We start from the raw sequence: 24034 nt of genomic DNA, 5'->3' as shown, positions 1-24034 counted from the left end.
AGATACGGGACCGGGAACTGAGCGGAGCAGGGGAGAGGGAAGCGCGGGATGGGCGTCGCACTGCAAGTGGTCTACATCGCTCTGATGTGCTTCCTGATCGTGCTGATCTTCCGACTGGTCATGGACTACGTGTTCCAGTTCGCACGCTCATGGACCCCCGGCAAGGCGATGGTGGTCGTTCTGGAGGCCACCTACACTGTCACCGATCCACCGCTCAAGCTTCTCCGGCGGCTCATCCCGCCGTTGCGTCTCGGGGGCGTGGCACTCGACCTGTCCTTCTTCGTTCTGATGATCATCGTTTACATCCTCATCAGTTTCGTGAGCACCGCTGCGAGAAGCGTGTGAACGATGAGCTTCCCCGCAGGCGCGGGGACAGTCCCGATACGGTCTTGCCGACTGCCGACGACTACGTAGAGGTGAAGAAGACATGCCGCTGACTCCCGAGGACGTGCGGAACAAGCAGTTCACGACCGTCCGCCTGCGAGAAGGCTACGACGAGGACGAGGTCGACGCCTTCCTCGACGAGGTCGAGTCCGAACTGACGCGCCTGCTGCGCGAGAACGAGGACCTGCGCGCCAAGCTGGCGGCCGCCACGCGTGCCGCCGCGCAGAACCAGCAGCAGCAGGGCATGCGCAAGCCGGAACCCCAGGACCAGCGTGGCCCCGGCGCCCCCGTGCCCGCGGCCATATCCGGCCCGCCGCAGCAGCAGCCCCAGATGGGTCCGCCGCAGCTGCCGGGCGGACAGCCGCAGCTGCCGGCCGGCCCCGGTGGACACGGACCGCAGGGTCCGGGCCAGATGGGCGGCCCCATGCAGCAGCACACCATGGGTGGGCAGCAGCAGATGGGCCAGCAGCAGATGGGCCAGCAGGGCATGGGCCAGCAGGGCCCCGGCCCGATGGGCAACCCCATGCAGCAGCAGTCCATGGGTGGCCAGAACCCGCTCGGCCAGCCGATGGGCCAGCAGATGCAGCCGATGGGGCAGCAGATGCAGCCCATGGGCCAGCAGATGCACCAGCAGCAGCCGCAGCAGCTTCCGCAGCAGGGCAGCCCCGGTGGCGACAGCGCCGCCCGCGTCCTCTCGCTCGCCCAGCAGACCGCGGACCAGGCGATCGCGGAGGCCCGTTCCGAGGCCAACAAGATCGTCGGCGAGGCCCGTTCGCGCGCCGAGGGCCTGGAGCGGGACGCCCGTGCCAAGGCCGACGCCCTGGAGCGGGACGCGCAGGAGAAGCACCGCGTCGCGATGGGCTCCCTGGAGTCCGCCCGCGCCACGCTGGAGCGCAAGGTCGAGGACCTGCGAGGCTTCGAGCGTGAGTACCGCACCCGCCTGAAGTCCTACCTGGAATCGCAGCTGCGCCAGCTGGAGACCCAGGCCGACGACTCGCTGGCCCCGCCGCGGAACCCCGCCGGCCCGGCCCTGCCGCCGTCGCCGACCCCCTCGATGGCCCCGGCCGGTGCGATGCACTCCATGGGCGGTCCCTCGATGGGCGGCCCGTCGCCGATGGGCGGTCCGTCCCCGATGGCCCCGTCCTACGGTGGCGGCCAGCAGCAGATGTCCCCGGCGATGACGCAGCCGATGGCTCCCGTGCGGCCGGCTGCTCCGCAGCCGATGCAGCAGGCGCCGTCTCCCATGCGGGGCTTCCTGATCGACGAGGACGACAACTAAGCGGTATCCGTCGGCAGACGGTCGGGCCGGGCCCGGTTCCCCTTCGGGGGCACCGGGCCCGGCCCGTTTCCGTCCCCGGGCGCGCCGGCTCCTGGGGCTCCGCCCCGGACCCCGCGCCTCAAACGCCGGCGAGGCTGGATGTATCCAGCCCGTCCGGCGTTTGAGGACCGGGTCCGGGCAGAGCCCGGGGAACGGTGGAAGGGCGGGTAGGGGAAACGCGAAGCGGCCCGCACCCCCCGGCCGGGGGACGCGGGCCGCTTCGACCGGGCGGTTACGCCTTGCGGAGGCGGAACGTGAGGCCCAGGGCCTCGTCCGTGAACGGGTCACCGTACGTGGCGTCGGCGTCGCCAGAGGCGTAGTCCGTGGCCAGGACCTCGTCCGCGATCAGCGAAGCGTGGTCCGTCAGGGCCGTCACCAGCTCCGGGTCCGCCGAGGACCACCGCAGCGCGATGCGGTCCGCGACGTCCAGGCCGGAGTTCTTCCGGGCCTCCTGGATCAGGCGGATCGCGTCACGGGCCAGGCCCGCCAGCCGCAGCTCCGGGGTGATCTCCAGGTCCAGGGCGACCGTCGCGCCCGAGTCGGAGGCCACCGACCAGCCCTCGCGGGGGGTCTCCGTGATGATGACCTCCTCCGGGGTGAGGGTGACCGGAGCACCGTCCACCTCCACCGTGGCCTCGCCGGAGCGCAGGGCCAGCGACAGGGCCGCCGCGTCCGCCGCGGCCACGGCCTTGGCCACGTCCTGCACGCCCTTGCCGAACCGCTTGCCCAGGGCCCGGAAGTTCGCCTTGGCCGTCGTGTCCACCAGGGACCCGCCGACCTCGGACAGGGAGGCCAGGGAGGAGACGTTCAGCTCCTCCGTGATCTGGGACCGCAGCTCCGGGGAGAGCGCCTCGAAGCCCGTCACGGCGACCAGCGCGCGCGACAGCGGCTGGCGGGTCTTGACGCCGGACTCGGCCCGGGTGGCGCGGCCCAGCTCCACGAGGCGGCGTACCAGCAGCATCTGCTGGGACAGGACCGGGTCGATCGCCGAGGTGTCCGCGACCGGCCACGTGGAAAGGTGCACCGACTCCGGGGCCTCCGGCGTGACCGGGACGATCATGTCCTGCCAGACCCGCTCCGTGATGAAGGGGGTCAGGGGGGCCAGGAGCCGGGTGACCGTCTCCACGACCTCGTGCAGGGTGCGCAGCGCGGCCGCGTCGCCCTGCCAGAAGCGGCGGCGCGAGCGGCGGACGTACCAGTTGGACAGGTCGTCCACGAAGGAGGACAGGAGCTTGCCCGCGCGCTGGGTGTCGTACGACTCCATCGCCTCCGTCACCTCGGAGACGAGGGTGTGGAGCTCCGAGAGCAGCCAGCGGTCCAGGACCGTGCGGTCCGCGGGCGCGGGGTCGGAGGCCGAGGGCGCCCAGTTCGAGGTACGGGCGTACAGGGCCTGGAAGGCGACGGTGTTCCAGTAGGTGAGGAGCGTCTTGCGGACGACCTCCTGGATCGTGCCGTGGCCGACGCGGCGGGCCGCCCACGGGGAGCCGCCGGCCGCCATGAACCAGCGCACCGCGTCCGCGCCGTGCTGGTCCATGAGCTGGATCGGCTCGAGGGTGTTGCCCAGGTGCTTGGACATCTTGCGGCCGTCCTCGGCGAGGATGTGGCCCAGGCAGACCACGTTCTCGTAGGAGGACTTGTCGAAGACGAGGGTGCCGACCGCCATCAGCGTGTAGAACCACCCGCGCGTCTGGTCGATGGCCTCCGAGATGAACTGCGCCGGGTAGCGCTTCTCGAAGATCTCCTTGTTCTTGTGCGGGTAGCCCCACTGCGCGAACGGCATCGAGCCCGAGTCGTACCAGGCGTCGATGACCTCCGGGACGCGGACCGAGGTCAGGGAGCAGCCCTCGTGCGTGCAGGGGAAGGTGACCGCGTCGATGTACGGGCGGTGCGGGTCCAGGTTCGACTGGTCCGTGCCGGTGAGCTCGCTCAGCTCGGCGAGCGAGCCGATGCAGGTGAGGTGGTTGTCCTCGCAGCGCCAGATCGGCAGCGGGGTGCCCCAGTAGCGGTTGCGCGACAGCGCCCAGTCGACGTTGTTGTTCAGCCAGTCGCCGAAGCGGCCCTGCTTCACCGAGTCCGGGAACCAGTTCGTCTTCTCGTTCTCCCGCAGCATCGCGTCCTTGACCGCGGTGGTGCGGACGTACCAGGACGGCTGCGCGTAGTACAGCAGCGCGGTGTGGCAGCGCCAGCAGTGCGGGTAGCTGTGCTCGTAGGCGATGTGCTTGAAGAGCAGGCCGCGCGCGTCGAGGTCGGCGGTCAGCTTCTCGTCGGCCTTCTTGAAGAAGACGCCGCCGACCAGCGGGGTGTCCTCCTCGAAGGTGCCGTCGGGGCGGACCGGGTTCACCACGGGCAGGCCGTACGCGCGGCAGACCGCGAGGTCGTCGGCGCCGAAGGCGGGGGACTGGTGGACCAGACCGGTGCCGTCCTCGGTCGTGACGTACTCGGCGTTCACGACGTAGTGGGCGGGCGCGGGGAACTCCACGAGCGCGAAGGGGCGCTCGTAGGTCCAGCGCTCCATCTCCTTGCCCGTGAAGGTCTGGCCGGTGGCCTCCCAGCCCTCGCCGAGGGACTTCTCCAGCAGCGGCTCGGCGACGACCAGCTTCTCTGAGTCCTCGCCGCCGGTACGGCGGGCCACGACGTACGTGACGTCGGGGTGCGCGGCGACCGCGGTGTTGGACACCAGGGTCCAGGGGGTGGTCGTCCAGACCAGCAGTGCCGCCTCGCCCGCGAGGGGGCCGGAGGTCAGCGGGAAGCGGACGTAGACCGAGGGGTCGACGACCGTCTCGTAGCCCTGCGCCAGCTCGTGGTCGGAGAGGCCGGTGCCGCAGCGCGGGCACCAGGGGGCGACGCGGTGGTCCTGGGTGAGCAGGCCCTTGTTGAAGATCTCCTTCAGCGACCACCACACGGACTCGACGTACTCGGGGTCCATGGTCCGGTAGGCGTCGTCCAGGTCGACCCAGTAGCCCATCCGGGTCGTGAGGTCGGTGAACGCGTCGGTGTGGCGGGTCACGGACTCGCGGCACTTGGCGTTGAACTCGGCGATGCCGTACGCCTCGATGTCCTTCTTGCCGTTGAAGCCCAGTTCCTTCTCGACGGCAAGCTCGACGGGCAGGCCGTGGCAGTCCCAGCCGGCCTTGCGGGCCACGTGGTAGCCGCGCATGGTGCGGAAGCGGGGGAAGACGTCCTTGAAGACGCGGGCCTCGATATGGTGCGCGCCGGGCATGCCGTTGGCGGTGGGCGGGCCCTCGTAGAAGACCCACTCGGGGCGGCCCTCGGACTGCTCCAGGGTCTTGGCGAAGGTCTTGCTCTCGCGCCAGAAGTCGAGGACCGCGTGCTCGAGGGCAGGCAGGTCGACCTGGGCGGGTACCGGGCGGTACTGCGGCGGTGTGGTCATGAGGCTGAACTCTTCCTCCGGCGGGGTGTCACTTCCGTCCGGAGGGACGAGAGCCGGATTGAAGCTGCTCCCGCGGTACCACCCTCCTTGGCCTTCGGACCTGTGGTCCGCCGGCCCCCTCATTGGGGTGCGAAGCCGGTTCTACGTGCCTACGGGCTCCCCTGCGGGCTCCCTGCGGCCTTCTTCCGGCGGCTCCGGGGTGATCCTTCGCATCGCGCTCGCCCCCGGGCTCTCACCGTCCCCGGGTCGCTCCTGGCTGCGTCCGACGCTACTCGTCCCCATCCATGCCTTTCGCTGGGCCCAGTGTACGGGCCGGGGCGCGGGTCGGCAGACCTGTTTCGGGGTGTGGCGCCGGGGCGCGGCGGACGTGCCGGATGGCGGAGGGGGTGACCCGAATGGACCGAAGGGCCGGTCCGGGGAGCCGTGGGGCGCGAGGGGCGGATTACGGGGCTCCGGGCTGGGCACAACGGATGCAGGTTGGCCTCGATGGACGCGTGCCCCGTTGCCGTGGGGCCGGAGTCGATTTATCGTTCCGGCACGATTCGCGAGCAATGATCACAGTATGTGAAGGGGCCGCGGCCATGGTGGCGAAGAAGACCGCCGGGAGTACTGCCAAGAAGGCTGTCGGAAAGGCTGCGGAGGAGCCGGCGACGGAGTCGGTGACGGAGGCCGTGCCGGCCGGGAAGGCGCCGGCCGCGAAGAAGACGGCCGCGAAGAAGACGGCCACGACGAAGGCGGCCGCCGTCAAGAAGACGGCTGCGAAGAAGGTCACGGCCAAGGCGGCCGGGGCCGAGGGGGAGGCGCACACCGCGCCAGAGACGGGAGCCCGCAAAGTGGTTGCCAAGAAGAGCACCGGCACGGCCAGGAAGACGGCAGCGGCCGCGACCAGCGGGCTGCCCAAGGCGCGGGGCGCCGCGGCCCTCAGCCCAGGAGAGCTCGCCGTACGGCCCGGCGAGGACCCCTGGACCCCGGAGGAGGTCGCCGAGGCCCGCAGCGAGCTGATGAGCGAGGTGCTGCGACTGCGCGCCGAGCTCCAGGCCTCCGACGAGGCCATCTCCGGCCTGATGCGGGACTCCGGCGACGGCGCGGGAGACGACCAGGCCGACACGGGCACCAAGAACATCACCCGGGAGTCCGAGCTGGCCCTCGCGGCGAATGCCAACTCGATGCTGGAACAGACCGAGCGGGCCCTGGAGCGGCTGGAATCGGGTACCTACGGACTCTGCGAGAACTGCGGCCAGCCCATCGGCAAGGCGAGGATGCAGGCCTTCCCGCGGGCCACGCTGTGCGTGGACTGCAAGCAGAAGCAGGAGCGGCGGCACTAGGCGGCCCCGCCGGCCCGGTGGGGCGCGGCAGCGCGCGCGGTACCGGGGCGGCGGCCGAGGGGCCCGCTGACGTACCCTCGTGTCTCGTCAGGGTCCAGGAACCTGGCGGGGCGGTCGGCGAAGTGCTGTCCGACGCGGTGCCGCCCGAAACACCTGGTTCGAGCTAGTTCGAGGGACTCACGTGGCAGAGGCGGAGAGCATCATCGGTACGCCGGAGGTCGGGGAAGACGGCACCCAGCCGGAGTCCGCCGCGCCCAAGGGGCGGCGGCGCATCGTGGCCCTGCTCGTGGTGGCGGTGCTGGCCTACCTGCTCGACCTCGGCAGCAAGATGCTGGTCGTCGCGAAGCTGGAGCACCAGCCGCCGATCCAGATCATCGGAGACCTGCTGAAGTTCGAGGCGATCCGCAATCCGGGCGCCGCCTTCGGCTTCGGCGAGGCCTTCACGATCATCTTCACCTGCATCGCGGCCACGGTCATCGTGGTGATCGTCCGCCTGGCGCGCAAGCTGTACAGCCTGCCGTGGGCGATCGCGCTGGGCCTGCTGCTCGGCGGCGCCCTGGGCAATCTGACCGACCGGATCTTCCGCTCGCCCGGCGTCTTCCGCGGTGCGGTCGTCGACTTCATCGCCCCCGCCCACTTCGCGGTCTTCAACCTCGCGGACTCGGCGATCGTGTGCGGCGGCATCCTGATCGTGCTGCTGTCCTTCAAGGGCCTGGACCCGGACGGCACCGTCCACAAGGACTGATCGGGGACCGACCGGGGAGCCGGTCGGGACTGATCCAACGGCCGGTCGGGACCCGGTGCGGGAGTGATCGCGGGACCGGGCGTCTGTCCGGTCCTGCATACTCGACAGGTGAGTACGATTCCCGAGGTCCGCACCCTGCCCGTTCCCGAAGGCCTTGAAGGCGAGCGGGTCGACGCCGCCATCGCCCGTATGTTCGGATTCTCCCGGACGAAGGCGGCCGATCTCGCGGCCGCGGGGAAGGTGTCGGTCGACGGCAGTGTCGTCGGGAAGTCCGAGCGTGTGCACGGTGGCGCCTGGCTCGAAGTCGAGATGCCCGAACCGCCGCGCAAGGTCGAGCTCGTCGCCGAGCCCGTCCCCGGCATGGAGATCGTCCATGACGACGACGACATCGTCGTCATCATGAAGCCGGTCGGCGTCGCCGCCCACCCCAGCCCCGGCTGGACCGGGACCACCGTCATCGGCGGCCTCGCCGCCGCCGGCTACCGGATCTCCACCTCCGGCGCCTCCGAGCGCCAGGGCATCGTGCACCGCCTCGACGTCGGCACGTCCGGCCTGATGGCCGTCGCCAAGTCGGAGCGCGCGTACACCTCGCTGAAGAACCAGTTCCGCGAGCGGATCGTCGACAAGCGCTACCACGCGCTGGTGCAGGGCCACCCGGACCCGATGAGCGGCACGATCGACGCGCCGATCGGGCGCCACCCCAACGCCGACTACAAGTGGGCCGTGACCCAGGAGGGCAAGCCCTCCGTCACCCACTACGACCTCATCGAGGCCTTCCGCGCCGCCTCGCTGCTGGACATCAAGCTGGAGACCGGCCGCACGCACCAGATCCGCGTGCACATGGCCGCGCACAAGCACCCCTGCGTCGGCGACCTGACCTACGGCGCCGACCCGACCGTCGCCAAGCGCCTCGGGCTGACCCGCCAGTGGCTGCACGCGGTCCGGCTCGGGTTCGAGCACCCCTCGGACGGCCAGTGGGTGGAGTTCTCCAGCACCTACCCGGCGGACCTGCAGAACGCGCTGGACGTGATCCGCAAGGAGAGCGAGTGACGGCCGCCCCGGATTCCGGGGTTTCCGTCCGGGTCGTCGCCACCGAGGCGGACCTCCAGGCCTGCTTCGCCGTGCGGACCGAGGTCTTCGTGGTCGAGCAGGCCGTGCCGGAATCGATCGAGTACGACGCCTACGACGCGGTAGCCGTGCACGTGCTGGCCGAAGGGCCGGACGGGGTCGCCCTGGGCACCGGCCGACTGCTGTACGGGCCGCAGGCCCTGAGCAAGACCGGCTCCGAGGACATCGGCTCGCTGGGCCGCCTCGCCGTACGCAAGTCCGCGCGCGGGCTGGGCGTGGGGGCCCTGCTGGTCCGGGCGATCGAGGCGGAAGCGGAGCGGCGGGGGCTTGCCGCCGTTGATCTGGGTGCGCAGACGCATGCGCTGGGCTTTTACGAGCGGCTCGGGTACGTGGCCTACGGGCCGGAGTTCCAGGACGCGGGGATCCCTCACCGGTCGATGCGGCGCGCCCTCTCGTAGCCCTGCGGGGCCTGTCCCCTACCCACCCTTCCCTGGGGCTCTGCCCAGACCCGCGCCTCAAACGCCGGCGGGGCTGCAGGTGACAGGGTGAGGGAGTGGATCAGCTAGCGCTCTTGTTCGTGCTCCTGCTCGGAGCCGTGGTCACCGTGCCGCTCGGGGAGCGGCTGGGGCTGCCCGCGCCGGTGTTGATGACCCTCGGCGGGGTGGCGCTCGCGCTGGTGCCCGCCGTGCCCAATGTCGACATCCCTCCCGAGTACATCCTGCCGCTCGTACTGCCCCCGCTGCTCTATGCCTCCGTGCAGCGGACCTCCTGGAGGCAGTTCGCCGCCAATGTGCGGCCCATCTTCCTGCTGGCCGTGGCGCTCGTGTTCGTCACCACCGCCGCCGTGGCCGCCACCGCCTACGCCGTCGTGCCCGGTCTCCCGATCGCCGCCGCCGTCGCGCTCGGCGCGCTCGTCGCACCGCCCGACCCCGTGGCCGCCACCGCCGTGGCCGGATCGCTCGGGCTGCCCCGCCGGATGGTGTCGATCCTGGAGGGCGAGGGGCTGTTCAACGACGTCACCGCCATCGTGCTCTACCACGTGGCCATCGCCGCCGCCGTGAGCGGGAGCTTCTCCTGGCCGGCGGCGCTCGGGGAGTTCGTGCTCTCGGCGGTCGTGGCCGTCGCGGTCGGGCTCGTGCTGGGATGGGCCGCCAACCGGCTGATGGGGCGGCTCGGCGACGCCACGCTCCAGATCGGGCTGACCCTGCTGGTGCCCTTCGTGTCCTACGTACTGGCCGAGGAGTTCCAAGGCTCCGGGGTGCTCGCCGTGCTGACCACGGCGCTGTTCCTCGCCGAGTACGCCACCGACGCCGACGACGTGCTGGGACGGCTGGCCGGACACACCTTCTGGGAGGTGGTGGACATGCTGGTCACGGGCGTGGCGTTCGGGCTGATCGGACTGGAGCTGCACAACGTCTTCGGCGTCGCCCGCGGCCGGGAGTGGGAGATGGCCGGGTGGGCGGCGGTGGTGGTCGCCGTGGTGATCGGCGTCCGGCTGGCGTGGCTGCTGCCGGCGGGCTGGCTCGCGAAGCGGCTGCACTCCCGGCGCGACTACGAGGAGGAGATCCCGCTGAGCTGGCGGGAGTCGGTGGTGATGTGGTGGGCCGGGATGCGGGGCGTGGCCTCGGTCGCCCTCGCGCTGGCCATCCCGTACCGGACCGACAGCGGGGAGGCCTTCCCCGCGCGGGACCAGATCGTCTTCATCGCCTTCGCCGTGATCATGGTGACCCTGGTGGTCCAGGGGCTGACCCTGCCCTGGCTGGTCCGCCGGCTCGGCGTGGAGGCGGACTCCGACGCGGAGGCGGAGACCGCCCGCGCGCTGGCGATCCGCGCCGCCAAGGCCGCCAAGCGGCGGCTGAAGGAGATCGAGGAGGTGGAGGACCTCCCCGAGGACCTGGTGGAGGTGCTCTACCGGCGGGCCTACGACGTGGGGGCGAGGATCAGCCCCGACATGGTGGACGAGGAGCGGCGCGAGGCGTACGCGAAGCGGGTGGAGCGGATCCGCGACGTGCAGCGGATCCAGCGGGAGATGATGTCCGCGGCCCGCCACGAGGTGCTCTCCGCGCGGAGCGAGCCCGGTGCCGATCCGGAGATCGTGGACCGGGTGCTCCGGCATCTGGACGTGCGCAGCCTGCGTAGCCCTTAGGCCGTCTCTTTCGGACCTGACCGACAAGATCCGAAAGAGACGGCCTAGGCCGCAGCCTGCGGCTCCCGGCGGTCGAGGGAGCGCAGGAAGCGGACGTACGGCGACCAGTGCGACGGGCGGGACACCGTGCCGGTGCAGGCGGCCTCGGCGCGGTCCAGGGCGTCCTCGACGCAGGCGTCGTGCATCCAGCGGAAGGCCAGCGGCCAGCTCAGCCGGGCCGGTCCGCCGGTCCGCATCGCGAGGGTGTGCCGCAGCGCCGTGCGCTCCCCGTCCAGCGGCAGCGCCGTGAACTCGTGGAAACCGTCGAAACCGCGCGGCCCGCTGAAGGCGAACCGGACCCAGGTGCCCGGTACGTACGCGGCGACCGTGTAGCGGACCGGTCCGTGGCCGCCCGCCGCGCCGACGGCCAGCGGGCTGTCGAACTCCATCGCGGGCCACTGCGGGCTCGGCCACAGCCTGTCCGGCCGGTCGGCCGCCTTGCCGGAGAGGTCGTCGATGAGCGCGCCCACCTCGCTCGCCCCGGCGGCGAGCACGCGTTCGTGCACGTTGTAGACGGGCATGGGTATCTCCCGGAAGTGAATTAGAGAAGTGCCTCTAGTTGTTTTGGAGAGTACTCTCTGATTCATGGCCAGACCACCCCGCTTCGACACCGGCCAGATCCTCGACGCCGCGGTCCTCCTCGCGGCCTCCGGCGGCCCGGCCGGGGTGACCATGACCGCCGTCGCCCAGGCGGTCGGCGCGCCGAGCGGGTCCGTCTACCACCGCTTCCCCGGCCGGGCGGCCCTGCTCGCCGAGGTCTGGCTGCGGACCGTCGAGCGTTTCCAGGACGGCTGGTTCGACGCCCTCGGCAGCGGTCCGGCCCCCGCCCGCGCGGCCCGCGCCGCCGCCCGGCACGTCGTCTCCTGGAGCCGGGCCCACCCGCAGGAGGCCGCGCTCCTCCTGTACGGGCCCGAGGAGTTCGGCCGCGCCGACTGGTCCGAGGAGCACAGGCAACGCGCCGACCTGGGCAACCAGCGCGTGTTCGGCTCGCTGGGCACCCTCGCAGACACCCTCGGCGCGGCCGGCCCCCAGGACCGCGACCGCGCCACCCTGGCCCTGATCGACCTGCCGCTGTCCGTGGTCCGCCGCCACCTGCGCGCCGGCCGCCCGCTCCCCCCTTACGCGGAGGACCTCGTAGAGGAATCCGCAGCGAAGCTGCTGGGCGCCTAGACCTGGTAGCGCCCCGGGGCGAAGAGGCCGAGGTTGGCCGCGATCCACTCCGAGGTGCGGGTCAGGCCCTCGTGGAGGGAGACCTCGGGCTTCCAGCCGGCCCATTCGCGGGCCCGGGTGTTGTCCGACAGCAGCCGCTGGACCTCACTGCCCGAAGGCCGCAGCCGGCTCGGGTCCACGACGACCTCCGCGTCCCGGCCCGACGCGGTGATCAGGGCGCCGGCCAGGTCGCCGATGGAGATCTCCTCGCCGACGCCGAGGTTGACCACCTCGCCCAGCGCCCGGTCGCACTCCGCGACCGCGAGGAACCCCGCGGCCGTGTCCGTCACGTACGTGAAATCGCGGGTCGGGGTGAGGGAGCCGAGCCGGATCTCGCGGGCACCGGAGTGGAGCTGCGCCAGGATCGTCGGGATCACCGCGCGCGCCGACTGGCGCGGCCCGTACGTGTTGAACGGCCGGACCACTGTCACCGGCAGCTCGAACGCGTGGTGGAACGACAGCGCCATCATGTCCGCGCCGATCTTCGACGCGGAGTACGGGGACTGCGGCTGGAGCGGGTGGCTCTCGGAGATCGGGGCGGTGAGGGCTGTGCCGTAGACCTCGCTGGTGGAGGTGTGGACCAGGCGGCGCACGCCGTGGCGACGGCAGGCCTCCGCCATGTTCTCGGTGCCGGTGACGTTGGTCTGGACGTACGCGCCGGGCGAGGCGTAGCTGTAGGGGATCCCGATCAGCGCCGCCAGGTGGAAGACGGTGTCGCAGCCGGCGACCGCGTCGCTGACCCGGCCCGCGTCGCGGATGTCGCCCGCCCACATCTCGACCGGGCCGTCCGGGTCGGCCAGGTACCGGGCCAGGTGGCCCTTCTCCGCGTACGGCTTGTAGTGCACGAAGGCGCGTACCTTCGCACCCCGTGCCACCAGCAGGTCCACCAGTGTCGAGCCGATGAACCCCTCCGCGCCCGTGACGAGCACGGTCCGGCCGGTCCAGTCCGCGGTGGCCGTCGTCGGGGTCGTCGTCATGGCCGTCGTCGTAGCCGTCTTCGTCATGCGAACTCCAAGGGGGAGGGAGTGGGGGAGGGGGTGGGGAAGCCTGCGACGCGCAGGACCTGCGCCGCCAGCAGTTCGGCGGCCCGCGCGTGCGGGCCCGGGTCGGCCGCACCGGCCATCGCGGAGAGCCGGGCCGGGTCCGCCAGCAGCGGGGCGAGCAGCTGGGCGAGGCGCTCGGCCGTGGCCTCGGCGTCCGCCAGCAGCAGCCCGGCGCCCGCGTCGGACAGCACCCGGGCGTTGTGGGTCTGGTGGTCGCCCGGGGCGTGCGGGTAGGGCACGAGGACGGCCGGGACCCCGGTCGCCGCGAGCTCCGCGACGGTGGCCGAACCGGCCCGGCACACCACAAGGTCGGCGGCCGCGTAGACCAGGTCCATCCGGTCCAGGTACGGCACGGCCCGCGCGATCCGCCGCCCGCCCGAGGCCGACAGCCGCGCCACGGTGTCCGCCAGCGCCGCCGGACCCGTCTTGATCAGCAGCTGTACGTCGTCGCGCGCCTGCCAGGCCTCCGCCAGCCCGGCCGCCGCCGTGGTCAGGCGGACGGCGCCCAGGCTGCCGCCGTTGAAGACGACGAGGCGCCGCCCGTGGGGCACCCCGAGCGCATGGCGGGCCCCGGCGCGCAGGGCCGCCCGGTCGGCGGCGGACAACTTCGCCAGCCCCGCCAGCGCCGCCGAGATCGGCATCCCGGTGGTCAGCGCCCGCTCCCCGCCCGCCAGGTGGTCCCGGCTGCGGTCGAAGGCCACGGCCATGTGCGGGGTGAGGCGGGCCGCGAACTGGTTGGCCCGGCCGGGCACCGCGTTCGACTCGTGGATCACGGCCGGGAGCCCGGCCATCCGGGCCCCGAGCACCGCGGGCGCGCTCGGGTAGCCGCCCATGCCGACGGCCACGTGCGCGCCCTGCGCCCGGATCACGGCCTTCGCCTGCGCGGCCGACCGCAGCAGCGCCGCCGGGAGGAGGAAGCGCCGGGCGCCGAGCGCGGGGTCGAAGGGGATCATGTCGACGGTGTGGAGCCGGTATCCGGCGGCCGGGATGAGCTCGGTCTCCAGACCGCGCTCGGTGCCGACGAACGAGATCACGGCGCCGGGGTCGACGGCGCGCAGCGCCTCGGCCAGGGCCAGCCCGGGGTAGATGTGGCCGCCGGTGCCGCCCGCGCCGATCACGACGGAGAGCGGCCAGCGTGAGCGTGAGGGTGAGGGTGAGGAGGTCATGGACGCACACTCCCGGTGCGTCCTAAGAACGTTCTAAGAGGTTCTCTCAGATCCATTTGGGAGGCTTTGGCGCATGCAGAGGATTCTGGTGGTGGACGACGAGCCCGAGGTGCGGGCCGCCGTCGAGGACGGTCTCGCCGTCGAGGGGTACGAAGTACGGGGCGCGGCCGACGGGCTGGCCGCCCTGTCCGAGGTGGCGCTCTGGCAGCCCGACGCGGTGGTCCTCGACGTGATGATGCCGGTGCTGGACGGGCTCGGCGTGTGCCGCCGGCTCCGCGCGGTGGGCGACCGTACGCCCGTACTCGTCCTCACCGCCCTCGACGCGGTCAGCGACCGGATCGACGGGCTGGACGCGGGAGCCGACGACTACCTGGTCAAACCCTTCGCGCTGGACGAGCTCCTGGCACGGGTACGGGCCCTCCTGCGGCGGGCCGCCCCCGACGACCCGGCCGGGGACGCGGACCCCCTGGCCTACGGGGACCTCGTGCTCGACCCCGTGACCCGCACCGGGCGGCGCGGCGAGCGGCCGCTGGAGTTCAGTCGCACCGAGGCGGCGCTCCTCGAACTGCTCCTGCGCAATCGTGGGCAGGTGCTGCCGCGCGAGCTCGTCCTGGAACTGGTGTGGGGGCGCGACTTCGGACCGGACTCCAACTCCCTCGCCGTCTACATCGGCTACCTGCGGCGGAAGCTGGAGGCCGGGGGCGAGCCGCGGCTGGTGCACACCGTGCACGGGGTCGGATACCGGCTGGACTCGGAGTGAGCGGCCGGCGCCTGGGTGCCCGGTGGCGCCGGCGGCGGCCGCTGCGGACCCGGCTCGCGCTGTCGGTCACGGCGGCCGTCGCGCTGGTCGCGGTCGGCGTGTGCGCGGCGGCCTTCTTCGTCGTGCGCGGCGCGCTGTACGAGCAACTCGACCTCAGCCTCACCCAGTCGGCCCGCCTCGCGGCCCAGCGCAACCCGGATTCCGGTCCCGCGACCCTGGCGGGGGAGTGCCGGTTCCTGGCGGCGCCCGCCTGCGCGGAAGTGGTCCCGGCCGATCCGGCCCGCGACCCCGCCACGCCCTACCTGCTGCCGGTGTCCCCGGCCGCTCGGGCCGTCGCGGCGGGCACACGGGCCCCGTACTACACCGACATCGTGCACGCCGGGCATCCGGCGCGGATGCTGACCACCGACTACACCAAGGGGCGGGCGCTCCAGGTGGCCCTGCGGGCGGACACCGTGGAGAAGGGCATCGCCGAGGCCGCGTGGTGGCTGGCGCTGGCAGGGGCGGCGGGGGTCCTGCTGGCCGCACTGCTCGGCCACTGGGTCGCCCGGACCGGTCTGGCCCCGGTCACCCGGATCGCCGCCACCGCCGAGCGGATCACCGCCACCCGGGACCCGCGGCACCGGATCGAACTGCCCCCGCCCGGCCGGGAGGACGAGATCACGCGGCTCGCCGGGAGCTTCAACACCATGCTGGAGGAACTCGAGCAGTCCGTCACCGCCCAACGGCGGCTCGTCGCGGACGCCTCGCACGAGCTGCGGACCCCGCTGACGGCGCTGCGCACCAACGCGGAACTGCTGGCGCGGGGGGAACGGCTGACGGCGGAGCAGCGCTCCCGGGCCTCACTCGCGCTGGGACGGCAGCTGCGCGAGGTCACCGGGCTGGTCAACGACCTGATCGAGCTGGCCCGGGACGAGGAACCGCAGCTGCTGGTGGAGCAAGTACGGCTGGCGCCGCTCGTGGAGCACTGCGTGGGCGCCGCGCGGGCGCACTGGCCGGGGGTGTCGTTCCGGGTCCGGGCGGAGGAGGGCGTCGTGGTGCCGGGGGTGCCGGCGCGGCTCAGCCGACTGCTCTCGAACCTGCTGGACAACGCGGCGAAGTTCAGCCCGGCGGGGGCGGAGGTGGAGGTGGACCTGGCGGTCCGGCCCGGCGGCGGGCCCGAGGTGACCGTGCGGGACCACGGGCCGGGGATCGCGGACGGGGATCTGCCGTACGTCTTCGACCGGTTCTACCGGGCGGGGGCGGCGCGGGCGTTGCCCGGGTCCGGGCTGGGGTTGGCGATGGCGCGGCAGATCGCGCGGGCGCATGACGCCGAGCTGGTGGCCGAAGCCGCGCCCGGCGGGGGCGCGCTCTTCCGACTGGCCTTCGCGGCCCCTGGCTGAGCGGAGCGGGCGGGCCGGTCCGCCGTGCCGGGGAGGGCCCTGCGGGGCTGTCCCCTACCCGCCCTTCCACCGTTCCCTGGGCTCTGCCCAGACCCGCGCCTCAAACGCCGGCGGGGCTGAGTTTGCCCGGCGGGGCTGGATTTGGTCAGGGTCGGGGTGCCGCTTCGGAGGTGGCGATGCGGGGCAGGGCGTACGGGTGGTGGGTGACCAGCCAGGTGATCAGGCGTTCGCGGACCGCGCAGCGCAGGGTCCAGACGGCGTCGGCGTTCGCGGCCGTGACCACCGCGCGGATCTGGACCGTGTGCGGGGTGGTGTCCGTGACGGCCAGGGAGCCGGTGCGGCCGTCCCATTCCGGGATGGTCTTGAGGATCCGTTGGAGTTCCTCGCGCATCAGGTCCACCGGGGCGCTGTGGTCCAGGTGCCAGAACACGGTGCCCGTCATCTGCGCGCCGCCGCGCGACCAGTTCTCGTAGGGCTTGCTCGTGAAGTAGGACACGGGCATCGTGATCCGGCGCTCGTCCCAGGTGCGGACGGTGAGGAAGGTCAGGGTGATCTCCTCGACCGTGCCCCACTCCTTGTCGACCACCACGGTGTCGCCGATCCGGACGGTGTCGCCGAAGGCGATCTGGAGTCCGGCGAAGAGGTTGCCCAGCGCGGACTGGGCCGCGATGCCCGCGACGATGCCGAGGACGCCCGCCGAGGCCAGCATCGAGGTGCCGACCGTGCGCATCTCCGGGAAGGTGAGCAGCATCGCCCCCGCGGCCACCACGATCACCGTCGCCGTGGCCACCCGCTGGATCAGCGTGACCTGGGTGCGGACCCGGCGCACGCGGGCCTCGTCCTCGGCGTCGGCCGCGTAGCGGGCGTAGACGGAGTCCACGACGGCCGTCACGATCCGCACCAGCAGCCAGGCGGCCCCCGCGATCAGGACCAGGGTCAGGGCGTGCCCCACCACGTCCCGGTTGCGGCGCATCGCCTGGAGCAGGGAGGCGGCCAGGACCAGCAGGAACGGCGGCCGGCAGCGCCGCAGCAGACCCCACAGCGGGGTCTCGCTGTGCCGGGCGTCGGCGCGGCGCAGCGCCAGATCCAGCAGCCAGCCCGCGAGCAGGGTGACGGCCAGGGTGGCGGCGACGACGACGATCGGGCGCAGGAGGGGATGCGTGTCCATGGATCTCAACGTAACCGGAGGGGGCCCCGCGGAGCTGGCACGATGGGGGCATGAACATCATGCTTTTCCATTCGACCTATGGGCTGCGGCCCGCGGTGTTGGAGGCGGCCGAGCGGCTGCGCGCGGCCGGGCACCAGGTCCAGGTGCCGGACCTCTTCGAGGGACGCACCTTCGAGACCGTCGAGGAGGGCATGGCCCACCAGGACGAGGTCGGCCGCGACGAACTGCTCAAGCGCGCGGTGCTGGCCTCGGCCCCGCATTCCGACCAGGGGCTGGTCTACGCCGGTTTCTCCTTCGGCGGTTCGCTGGCCCAGCACCTGGCGCTGGCCGACGAGAAGGCGCGCGGGCTGCTGCTCCTGCACGGGACGGCCGACCTGGAGGACGACACCTCGGTCGACGACCTGCCGGTCCAGCTGCACATCGCGGACCCGGACCCCTTCGAGACGCACGACTGGCTGAACGCCTGGTACCTGCGGATGCGGCGGGCCGGGGCGGACGTGGAGGTCCACCGCTACCCGGGGGCCGGTCACCTGTTCACGGACCCGGGGCTGGACGACTACGACGCCGAGGCCGCCGAGCAGGCATGGGCGGCCGCGCTCGGATTCCTCGACTCGCTCTAGACGACTCGCTCCGGACGCCGGGAGCACGCGCGAAGACGGGGCCCCGCACGCGGGGCCCCGTCCTCATGTGCGTCAGGCGCGGTACGCCGTCCACATGCTCTGCATGCGGCTCACCTGGCCCGCGGTGAACTGGTACATGCAGGAGTCGTACGTGTAGTCCATGAAGTTGTGGATCGGGTCCACACCGCTCGCGGTGCAGGTGTCACGGCCGGTCGGGCACTCGAAGGCCGCGCTCTGCTCGGCCGGGGTGTCGGAGACCGAGTCGCCGCTGCCCGAGCAGCCGCCCTGGAAGGTGTGGTAGAGCCCGAGCCAGTGGCCGACCTCGTGGGTGGCGGTGTCGCCCTGGTTGTAGTTGGTGGCGGAGCCGCCGGGGATCGAGCTGTTGAGGATGACCACGCCGTCCATCTTGGGCTGGGAGGCGTAGGAGCTGGGGAAGGTGGCCCAGCCGAGGAGGCCGCCGCCGAGGTTGGCGGTGTAGAGGTTCAGCGCGTTCTTGCCGCCCTTGCGCAGGGCGGTCTTCATGTCCTTCTCGGCCTTGGTGCCGTCGGAGACGGTGTACCAGGTGGAGTTGTTCGTGTAGTCGGTCCCGGCGAGGGAGAACTGGAAGCCGGAGTTCACGTTTCCGGTGCCCTGGCCCGCGTAGGCGGCGTTGAGGACCGAGATCTGCCCGTTGATCTGCGCGGCCGTCAGGTTTCCGGCGGTGCCGGAGGTGATGACGTGCACGTACACGGGGATCGTGATGGTGGCCGCGGCGGCGGACGGGGCGGCCTGCAGGCCCTGGTTCTGGGCGTTCACCGCGGCGAGCTTCTTGGCCAGGTCGGCGTTCATGGCCTTGACCTGGGTGTCGCTGAGCTCGTCGGAGTCGGGGGCGTGCGCGTCCTTGGGGCGGGCGACGCGGGCGTTGGCGGAGGCGGCGCCGCCCGAGGTCTGCTGGGCGCAGGCTTCGGCCGGGGTCCGGGCCTCGTGGGCCGCGGCGACGGAGGTGGGGGCCGTCAGCGGGGCGAACGCCAGGGTGCCGGCTACCAGGGCGGTGCCCATGATGCGGCGGCGGAGCAGGGGGGATATGCGGGCGGCAGCGCGCACGTTGACTCCTCGATGCGTGGTGGGGGAGGTGAGGGGGGAATCCTCACGCGGCGCCGAGCTTACGTGTGCATGTCATTCGGTCGGCAAGGCCTCGGAAGTAAAAGATTTGTTGCGTCTGATGGCGAAGGGGCGCCTCGTGTGCACCAGGCGCCCCTCCGGACAACAGAAATGACAGACGATCAGTGCAGCGGGAATGACAGGAACGGCAGGCGATCAGCGGACCGGCTGGTCCGCCCGCTCCACCTTCTGCGTCCCGCTCAGCGTCCGGTACGAGCGCTCCCAGGAGGTCGTCGCGTCCTGGCGGCGCTTGTCGGAGACCACGTAGTAGTCCATCTGGGAACGCTCGGCCGTCACGTCCAGGACGCCGTAGCCGTGGGCGTCCATATCCAGCCACTTCACGTGCCGGTTGGCGGCCTTGATCGCCGCCTCGGCGACCAGCGAGGCCGTGTCCGCCGGCACGTGCAGCAGGTCGTCGATGTTGTCCGAGGTCACCGAGGTCACCACGAACTCCACGCCCGCCGACTTCGACCACGGGTAGGTGGCCGCCGTCACCGGGACGTCGTTCGCCCACGCCATGTGGATGTCGCCGGTCAGGAAGACGGTGTTGCGGATGTTCCGGTCCGTCAGGTGGCCCAGCAGCTCCCGGCGGTCGTCCGTGTACCCGTCCCACTGGTCCACGTTGATCGCGAGCCCGCCCTTGGGCAGGCCCAGCAGCCCCGCGAGCGGCTCCAGCAGGTGCGCGGGCAGCGCCCCGAAGGCCACCGGCGAGATCATCACCGAGGTGCCCACCAGCTTCCAGGTGGCCTGGGAGCCGGCCAGTCCCGCCTTCAGCCAGTCCAGCTGGGTGCGCCCGGTGATGGTGCGCTCCGGGTCGTCCACCTTGCCGCTGCCGATGCCCGCCTGCTGCGAACGGAAGGTCCGCAGGTCCAGCAGGTGCAGATCGGCCAGGGTGCCGAAGCGCAGCCGACGGTAGACGGTGCCCTCGGTGGAGGTGCGGACCGGCATCCACTCGAAGTAGGCGCGGCGGGCGGCGGCGGCGCGGGCCGCGAAGTCGCCCTCGGTGGCCGGATCGTGGTTCTCGGCGCCGCCGGACCAGCTGTCGTTGGCGATCTCGTGGTCGTCCCAGATCGCGATGATCGGATGGGCCAGGTGCAGGGACTGGAGGTCCGGGTCCGTCTTGTACTTGCCGTGGCGGGTGCGGTAATCGGCCAGCGTGAGGATCTCGTGCGTCGGCTCGTGCTGCCGTACGACGTACTTCGCCTCGGGGTAACCGCCGGTCTTGTACTCGTAGATGTAGTCGCCCAGGTGCAGGACCGCGTCCAGGTCGGCCCGCGCGGCCAGGTGGCGGTACGCGGAGAAGTAACCGGACTCCCAGTTCGCGCAGGAGACCACGCCGAAGCGGACCCCGGGGGTGGTGGTCTCGGCGGCCGGGGCGGTACGGGTCCGGCCGACCGGGGAGACGGTGGCGCCGGCGGTGAACCGGTACCAGTAGGGCGTCTGCGGCCGCAGTCCCCGTACGTCGGCCTTGACGGTGTGGTCGGAGTCGGCGCTCGTGGTGACGGAGCCGCGGGCGACCACCCGGGAGAAGGCCTTGTCCTCGGCCATCTCCCAGTCCACGGCGGTGGCGGGGCCGACGCCGGAGCCCGGTACGGCCGCGGCGGTCGGGGTGACGCGGGTCCACAGGAGGATCCCGTCGGGCAGCGGGTCGCCGGAGGCCACGCCGTGCAGGAAGAGGGGGGCCTCGGCGGCGGCGCCCGCGCCGGACGGGGCGCTCTGCGCGGCCCGGGCGGTGCCGGCGCTCAGCGCGGTCATCGGGGCGAGGGCGGCCGTGGCCGCGGCGGCCAGGACGACCGTGCGGCGGTTCGGGGTCGACGAGGACGCCGACTCCGGGGCAGAAGAGGAGAGTTGACTGGTCACGGCTGGTCACATTACCGACGGGTACGTGTTTCGGACAGTCTTCTGAAAGCAACGGGCGGGCGAACTCTCGGAGTCCGCCCGCCCGTCGGTGGTTCAGCCGGGGATCAGCCCGCGATGGCCTTGTCGATCGCCGTCGTGAACGCCTCGGGCGACTGCGGCAGCGGGTCGATCTTCTTGCCGTCCATCTTCAGCGTCGGCGTGCCCGTCACACCGCTCTTGTCGAAGGTCTTGGACATCTCCAGCGCCCACCGGTTGTACGTGCCCTCCTCGACGGCCTTCTTGAACTCGGCGTTGCCCTTGAGCGCCGGGACCTGGTCCGCGACCGACAGGAGGTAGTCGTCCTTGGCGAACTTGTCGTCCTTCTCGTCCGGGTGGTTCGCCGCGGAGTAGAGGGCCGTCTTGTACTCCAGGAACGCCTCGGGGCTGACGTTGAGGGCGGCGCCCAGCGCGCTCAGGGCGTTCTTCGAGCCACTGCCCGGGATGCCCTTGTCGATGAAGGTGGCGCCGATGTACTGGATCTTGTACTTGCCCGCGTCGAGGTCCTTCTTGACCTGCGGGCCGATCGACTGCTCGAAGGTGGCGCAGATCGGGCAGCGCGAGTCCTCGTACAGCTCCAGGGTCTTCTTGGCGTCGGCCTTGCCTATGACGACGGTGGTGCCGTTCTCGCCCGTGGTGTTCTTCGGCGCGACCACGGCGGCCTTGGCGGCCGCGTCCCACTCGCCCGGCTTGTTGGCCTGCACGACCAGGTAGCCGACCCCGCCGGCCAGGGCGAGGGCCGCGGCCACGCCGGCGGCCACGAACACCTGGCGGCGGATCTTGGCCTTCTTGGCGTGCTGCTCGCGCTCGGCGCGCAGCCGCTCGCGGGCCGCTGCCTTGTTCGCCTGGCTGTTGCGTGAGCTCATCGTGATCTCCGTGGGGTCTGGCTTCGTCCGGAAGCCGGGTGAAAGGGGGGGTGTCCTTGCGTGCGTCAGGCGCGAGCGAGCGCGCCGAAGGCACGGGGAGGTCCCCGCCGTCCCACGGAATGTGCGGGGAACCGGGTACGGGCCCCCGCGCCGGCGGGCACCGGCCGCAGTGCGCGCAGCGCCGGGCCGAAGACCTTCGCCACCCCGGCCGAGGCCAGCCGCAGCGGCCGGAAGGCGCAGGCGGCCGCCGCGTCGAGCAGCCGGCCCAGCGCGCGCTCGCCGTGCCGCAGCCACACCGAGGCGAGCAGCCCGACCGAGAGGTGCGCGCCCAGCAGCAGCCAGGGCGTCCACGCCCCGGGCGCGGCCAGCAGCGCGGCCGCATCGGCGGAACCGCCGCCCACCTGGGTCAGCGGTCCGCCCACCGGGGTGCCGCCGCACAGGTCGGCCAGGCCGAGGGCGCGCAGGGGGCCCGATACGGGCCCGCCCGCAGGCCCGTAGCAGAGGTGCTGGCCGGCGGTGAAGACGGTGTCGGTGGCCAGCTCCAGCGGCAGGAGCAGTCCGGCGATGGGGCCCAGGCCCCGCTCCCGTCCGGCCAGGGCGTAGGCGATCGCGAACACCGCGGCGAAAGCCCCTCCCACCAGGGCGGGAGGCAGCGGCACCCGGGACATCAGGACGTGCGAGCCGGCCGAGAGCAGCACGACGAGCGCGCTGAACAGCGCGGCCCGCAGCCCTCGTAGCCCTACCCCGGATATGTCCATCGCCGCGAGTGTGCCATGAGTCCCTGTGGGGGAGGGCCACAGGTCCCGAAGGAAGACTGAACCATCCCTTTTGTGGCGGATTGGCCGTGTGGCAGACCGTCCGCCCTCCGCCTACGCCCTACGCCCTCCGCGCTACGGCTGCTGCCGCCGGCTCAGGACGTGCCCGTTGCGGAAGAGGTCCACGAAGATCTGGTGGTCGGCGCGCGCCCGGGTCCCGTAGGCGTGCGCGAAGTCCACGAGCAGCTCCGCGAACCCCTCCTCGTCGGCGGCGATGGCCGCGTCGATGGCACGCTCCGTGGAGAAGGGGACCAGCGTCTGGCCGCTCTCCTGCTCGTCGGCGGCGCCGTGCATCGTCGCCGTCGCCCGGCCCAGGTCCGCGACCACGGCCGCGATCTCCTCGGGATCGTCCAGGTCGGACCAGTCGAGGTCCACCGCGTACGGGGAGACCTCCGCCACCAGCTGCCCCGAGCCGTCCAGCTCGGTCCAGCCCAGCCACGGGTCGGCGTGCGCCTGCAGGGCCCGCTGGGAGATCACCGTGCGGTGCCCCTCGTGCTGGAAGTACTCGCGCACCGCCCGGTCGGTGATGTGCCGGGAGACCGCCGGGGTCTGCGCCTGCTTGAGGTAGATCACGACGTCGTTCTCCAGGGCGTCGCTGTGCCCCTCCAGCAGGATGTTGTACGAGGGCAGGCCCGCCGAGCCGATGCCGACGCCCCGGCGGCCCACCACGTCCTTGACCCGGTAGGAGTCCGGGCGCACCAGGGACTCGTCCGGCAGGCTCTCCAGGTACCCGTCGAAGGCGGCGAGCACCTTGTAGCGGGTGGCCGCGTCCAGCTCGATGGTCCCGGCGCCCGGGGAGAAGCGGCGCTCGTGGTCCCGGATCTCGGTCATCGAGTCCAGGAGGGCGAAGCGGGTGCGGCGGCGGGCGTCGCGCAGGGCCTCCAGCAGCGGGCCGTCGGCCGTGTCCAGGGTGAAGGAGGGGAGCTCTGGCGAATCGCTGTGCTTGGCGCCGGTCGCCAGCTGGTGGATCCGCTCCCGGTAGGCCGCCGCGTAGGTCCGCACGAGCCCGCTGATCTGCTCGTCGCTGAGCGCCTTGGTGTAGCCGATCAGGGCGACGGAGGCCGCGAACCGCTTGAGGTCCCAGGTGAAGGGGCCGACGTAGGCCTCGTCGAAGTCGTTGACGTTGAAGACCAGCCGGCCGTTGGCGTCCATGTAGGTGCCGAAGTTCTCGGCGTGCAGATCGCCGTGGATCCACACCCGGCCGGTGCGCTCGTCCAGGTACGGGCCGCCGTGCCGCTCGCGCTCCAGGTCGGAGTAGAACAGGCAGGCCGTGCCGCGGTAGAAGGCGAAGGCGGAGGCCGCCATCTTCCGGAACTTGACCTGGAAGGCGGCGGGGTCTGCGGCGAGCAGCTCACCGAACGCGATGTCGAACACGTCGAGTATCTGCTCGGCGCGCTGCTCGTCGTTGGTCTCGGGAACCGCCATGGCGGGTGCCTCCTGGTGGTGCGGGAACGAATGCTTTTCGGACACTGCCATTGGTCGTGCAACGCATGACCGTACCCGCCGGTGCCCGTGATCTGTCACTCGGGAGACGTAGGATTCATAGCTGCCGT

General features: G+C 72.1%; 21 protein-coding genes. 11 read left to right on the top strand and 10 right to left on the bottom strand.

Going from position 1 to position 24034, the window contains the following annotated elements; genetic code table 11:
• The first annotated feature begins 48 nt into the window (after window positions 1-48).
• Both OG490_RS10250 and OG490_RS10245 read left to right on the top strand, forming a co-directional pair.
• The gene (locus OG490_RS10250) at window positions 49-345 is read left to right on the top strand and encodes a YggT family protein (protein WP_112450285.1); all 297 of its coding nucleotides are present in this window, start codon (window positions 49-51) and stop codon (window positions 343-345) included.
• 82 nt (window positions 346-427) lie between these two features.
• Window positions 428-1663 carry a DivIVA domain-containing protein gene (locus OG490_RS10245; protein WP_330295968.1) on the top strand — a complete coding sequence of 412 codons (1236 nt, stop codon included), beginning with the start codon at window positions 428-430 and terminating at the stop codon, window positions 1661-1663.
• A 271-nt stretch (window positions 1664-1934) separates the two neighbouring features.
• Here the strand turns inward: OG490_RS10245 and ileS are convergent, their stop codons facing one another.
• Window positions 1935-5093: an isoleucine--tRNA ligase gene (ileS, locus tag OG490_RS10240; protein WP_330295967.1), complete on the bottom strand. Its 3159-nt coding sequence runs from the start codon at window positions 5091-5093 to the stop codon at window positions 1935-1937.
• A gap of 581 nt (window positions 5094-5674) precedes the next feature.
• Here ileS and OG490_RS10235 point away from each other — a divergent pair.
• From OG490_RS10235 to OG490_RS10215, 5 genes are all read left to right on the top strand, one after another.
• The gene (locus OG490_RS10235; RefSeq protein WP_330295966.1) at window positions 5675-6418 is read left to right on the top strand and encodes a TraR/DksA family transcriptional regulator; all 744 of its coding nucleotides are present in this window, start codon (window positions 5675-5677) and stop codon (window positions 6416-6418) included.
• 181 nt (window positions 6419-6599) lie between these two features.
• Entirely contained in the window at window positions 6600-7163 is a 564-nt protein-coding gene (gene lspA / locus OG490_RS10230) for a signal peptidase II (RefSeq protein ID WP_330295965.1), read from the top strand.
• A 108-nt stretch (window positions 7164-7271) separates the two neighbouring features.
• A complete protein-coding gene (locus OG490_RS10225) occupies window positions 7272-8213 on the top strand; it encodes an RluA family pseudouridine synthase (RefSeq protein ID WP_330295964.1) in 942 nt (313 codons plus the stop codon).
• Window positions 8210-8689, top strand: coding sequence for a GNAT family N-acetyltransferase (locus tag OG490_RS10220; protein ID WP_330295963.1), 480 nt, complete (start codon window positions 8210-8212; stop codon window positions 8687-8689). The genes OG490_RS10225 and OG490_RS10220 overlap by 4 nt, the downstream gene beginning before the upstream one ends.
• Window positions 8690-8784: 95 nt before the next feature.
• On the top strand, window positions 8785-10377 hold the full coding sequence (locus OG490_RS10215) for a Na+/H+ antiporter (RefSeq protein WP_330295962.1): 1593 nt from the start codon (window positions 8785-8787) through the stop codon (window positions 10375-10377).
• 44 nt (window positions 10378-10421) lie between these two features.
• On the opposite strand, the gene OG490_RS10210 is transcribed toward OG490_RS10215, so the two are convergent.
• Window positions 10422-10937: an SRPBCC family protein gene (locus OG490_RS10210; protein WP_330295961.1), complete on the bottom strand. Its 516-nt coding sequence runs from the start codon at window positions 10935-10937 to the stop codon at window positions 10422-10424.
• A 64-nt stretch (window positions 10938-11001) separates the two neighbouring features.
• Here OG490_RS10210 and OG490_RS10205 point away from each other — a divergent pair, with 64 nt between their 5' ends.
• Entirely contained in the window at window positions 11002-11586 is a 585-nt protein-coding gene (locus OG490_RS10205) for a TetR/AcrR family transcriptional regulator (RefSeq protein ID WP_330295960.1), read from the top strand.
• On the opposite strand, the gene OG490_RS10200 is transcribed toward OG490_RS10205, so the two are convergent.
• Window positions 11583-12629, bottom strand: a complete 1047-nt coding sequence (locus tag OG490_RS10200) for an SDR family NAD(P)-dependent oxidoreductase (protein WP_443065781.1) — start codon at window positions 12627-12629, stop codon at window positions 11583-11585. The two genes, OG490_RS10205 and OG490_RS10200, sit on opposite strands and share 4 nt — an antisense overlap.
• Window positions 12626-13834: a UDP-N-acetylglucosamine--N-acetylmuramyl-(pentapeptide) pyrophosphoryl-undecaprenol N-acetylglucosamine transferase gene (locus OG490_RS10195; RefSeq protein WP_330295959.1), complete on the bottom strand. Its 1209-nt coding sequence runs from the start codon at window positions 13832-13834 to the stop codon at window positions 12626-12628. The genes OG490_RS10200 and OG490_RS10195 overlap by 4 nt, the downstream gene beginning before the upstream one ends.
• A gap of 73 nt (window positions 13835-13907) precedes the next feature.
• On the opposite strand from OG490_RS10195, the gene OG490_RS10190 reads away from it, so the two are divergent.
• Together OG490_RS10190 and OG490_RS10185 are read left to right on the top strand one after the other, a co-directional pair.
• Window positions 13908-14594: a response regulator transcription factor gene (locus OG490_RS10190; RefSeq protein WP_330295958.1), complete on the top strand. Its 687-nt coding sequence runs from the start codon at window positions 13908-13910 to the stop codon at window positions 14592-14594.
• Window positions 14591-15976 carry a sensor histidine kinase gene (locus OG490_RS10185; RefSeq protein ID WP_330295957.1) on the top strand — a complete coding sequence of 462 codons (1386 nt, stop codon included), beginning with the start codon at window positions 14591-14593 and terminating at the stop codon, window positions 15974-15976. The genes OG490_RS10190 and OG490_RS10185 overlap by 4 nt, the downstream gene beginning before the upstream one ends.
• A gap of 145 nt (window positions 15977-16121) precedes the next feature.
• Here OG490_RS10185 and OG490_RS10180 read toward each other — a convergent pair whose 3' ends face one another.
• Complete coding sequence (locus OG490_RS10180; protein WP_330295956.1) at window positions 16122-17144, bottom strand: mechanosensitive ion channel family protein; 1023 nt, start codon at window positions 17142-17144, stop codon at window positions 16122-16124.
• A gap of 50 nt (window positions 17145-17194) precedes the next feature.
• Between OG490_RS10180 and OG490_RS10175 the strand changes: the two genes are divergently transcribed.
• Window positions 17195-17764, top strand: coding sequence for a dienelactone hydrolase family protein (locus tag OG490_RS10175; protein ID WP_330295955.1), 570 nt, complete (start codon window positions 17195-17197; stop codon window positions 17762-17764).
• A 72-nt stretch (window positions 17765-17836) separates the two neighbouring features.
• On the opposite strand, the gene OG490_RS10170 is transcribed toward OG490_RS10175, so the two are convergent.
• The 5 genes from OG490_RS10170 to OG490_RS10150 all read right to left on the bottom strand — a co-directional run bounded on the left by OG490_RS10170 (window position 17837) and on the right by OG490_RS10150 (window position 23906).
• A complete protein-coding gene (locus OG490_RS10170; protein ID WP_330300863.1) occupies window positions 17837-18802 on the bottom strand; it encodes a zinc metalloprotease in 966 nt (321 codons plus the stop codon).
• 258 nt (window positions 18803-19060) lie between these two features.
• Complete coding sequence (locus OG490_RS10165) at window positions 19061-20659, bottom strand: alkaline phosphatase D family protein (RefSeq protein ID WP_443065943.1); 1599 nt, start codon at window positions 20657-20659, stop codon at window positions 19061-19063.
• Between the two features lie 209 nt (window positions 20660-20868).
• Window positions 20869-21666 carry a DsbA family protein gene (locus tag OG490_RS10160; protein WP_330295953.1) on the bottom strand — a complete coding sequence of 266 codons (798 nt, stop codon included), beginning with the start codon at window positions 21664-21666 and terminating at the stop codon, window positions 20869-20871.
• Between the two features lie 65 nt (window positions 21667-21731).
• Window positions 21732-22424, bottom strand: a complete 693-nt coding sequence (locus OG490_RS10155) for a hypothetical protein (RefSeq protein ID WP_330295952.1) — start codon at window positions 22422-22424, stop codon at window positions 21732-21734.
• A gap of 132 nt (window positions 22425-22556) precedes the next feature.
• Window positions 22557-23906, bottom strand: coding sequence for a DUF2252 domain-containing protein (locus OG490_RS10150; protein ID WP_330295951.1), 1350 nt, complete (start codon window positions 23904-23906; stop codon window positions 22557-22559).
• Window positions 23907-24034 lie beyond the last annotated feature (128 nt).

It is taken from the genome of Streptomyces sp. NBC_00503 (assembly GCF_036346895.1).
GTDB lineage: Bacteria > Actinomycetota > Actinomycetes > Streptomycetales > Streptomycetaceae > Streptomyces.
This window is presented reverse-complemented; position numbering and strand designations above follow the sequence as displayed.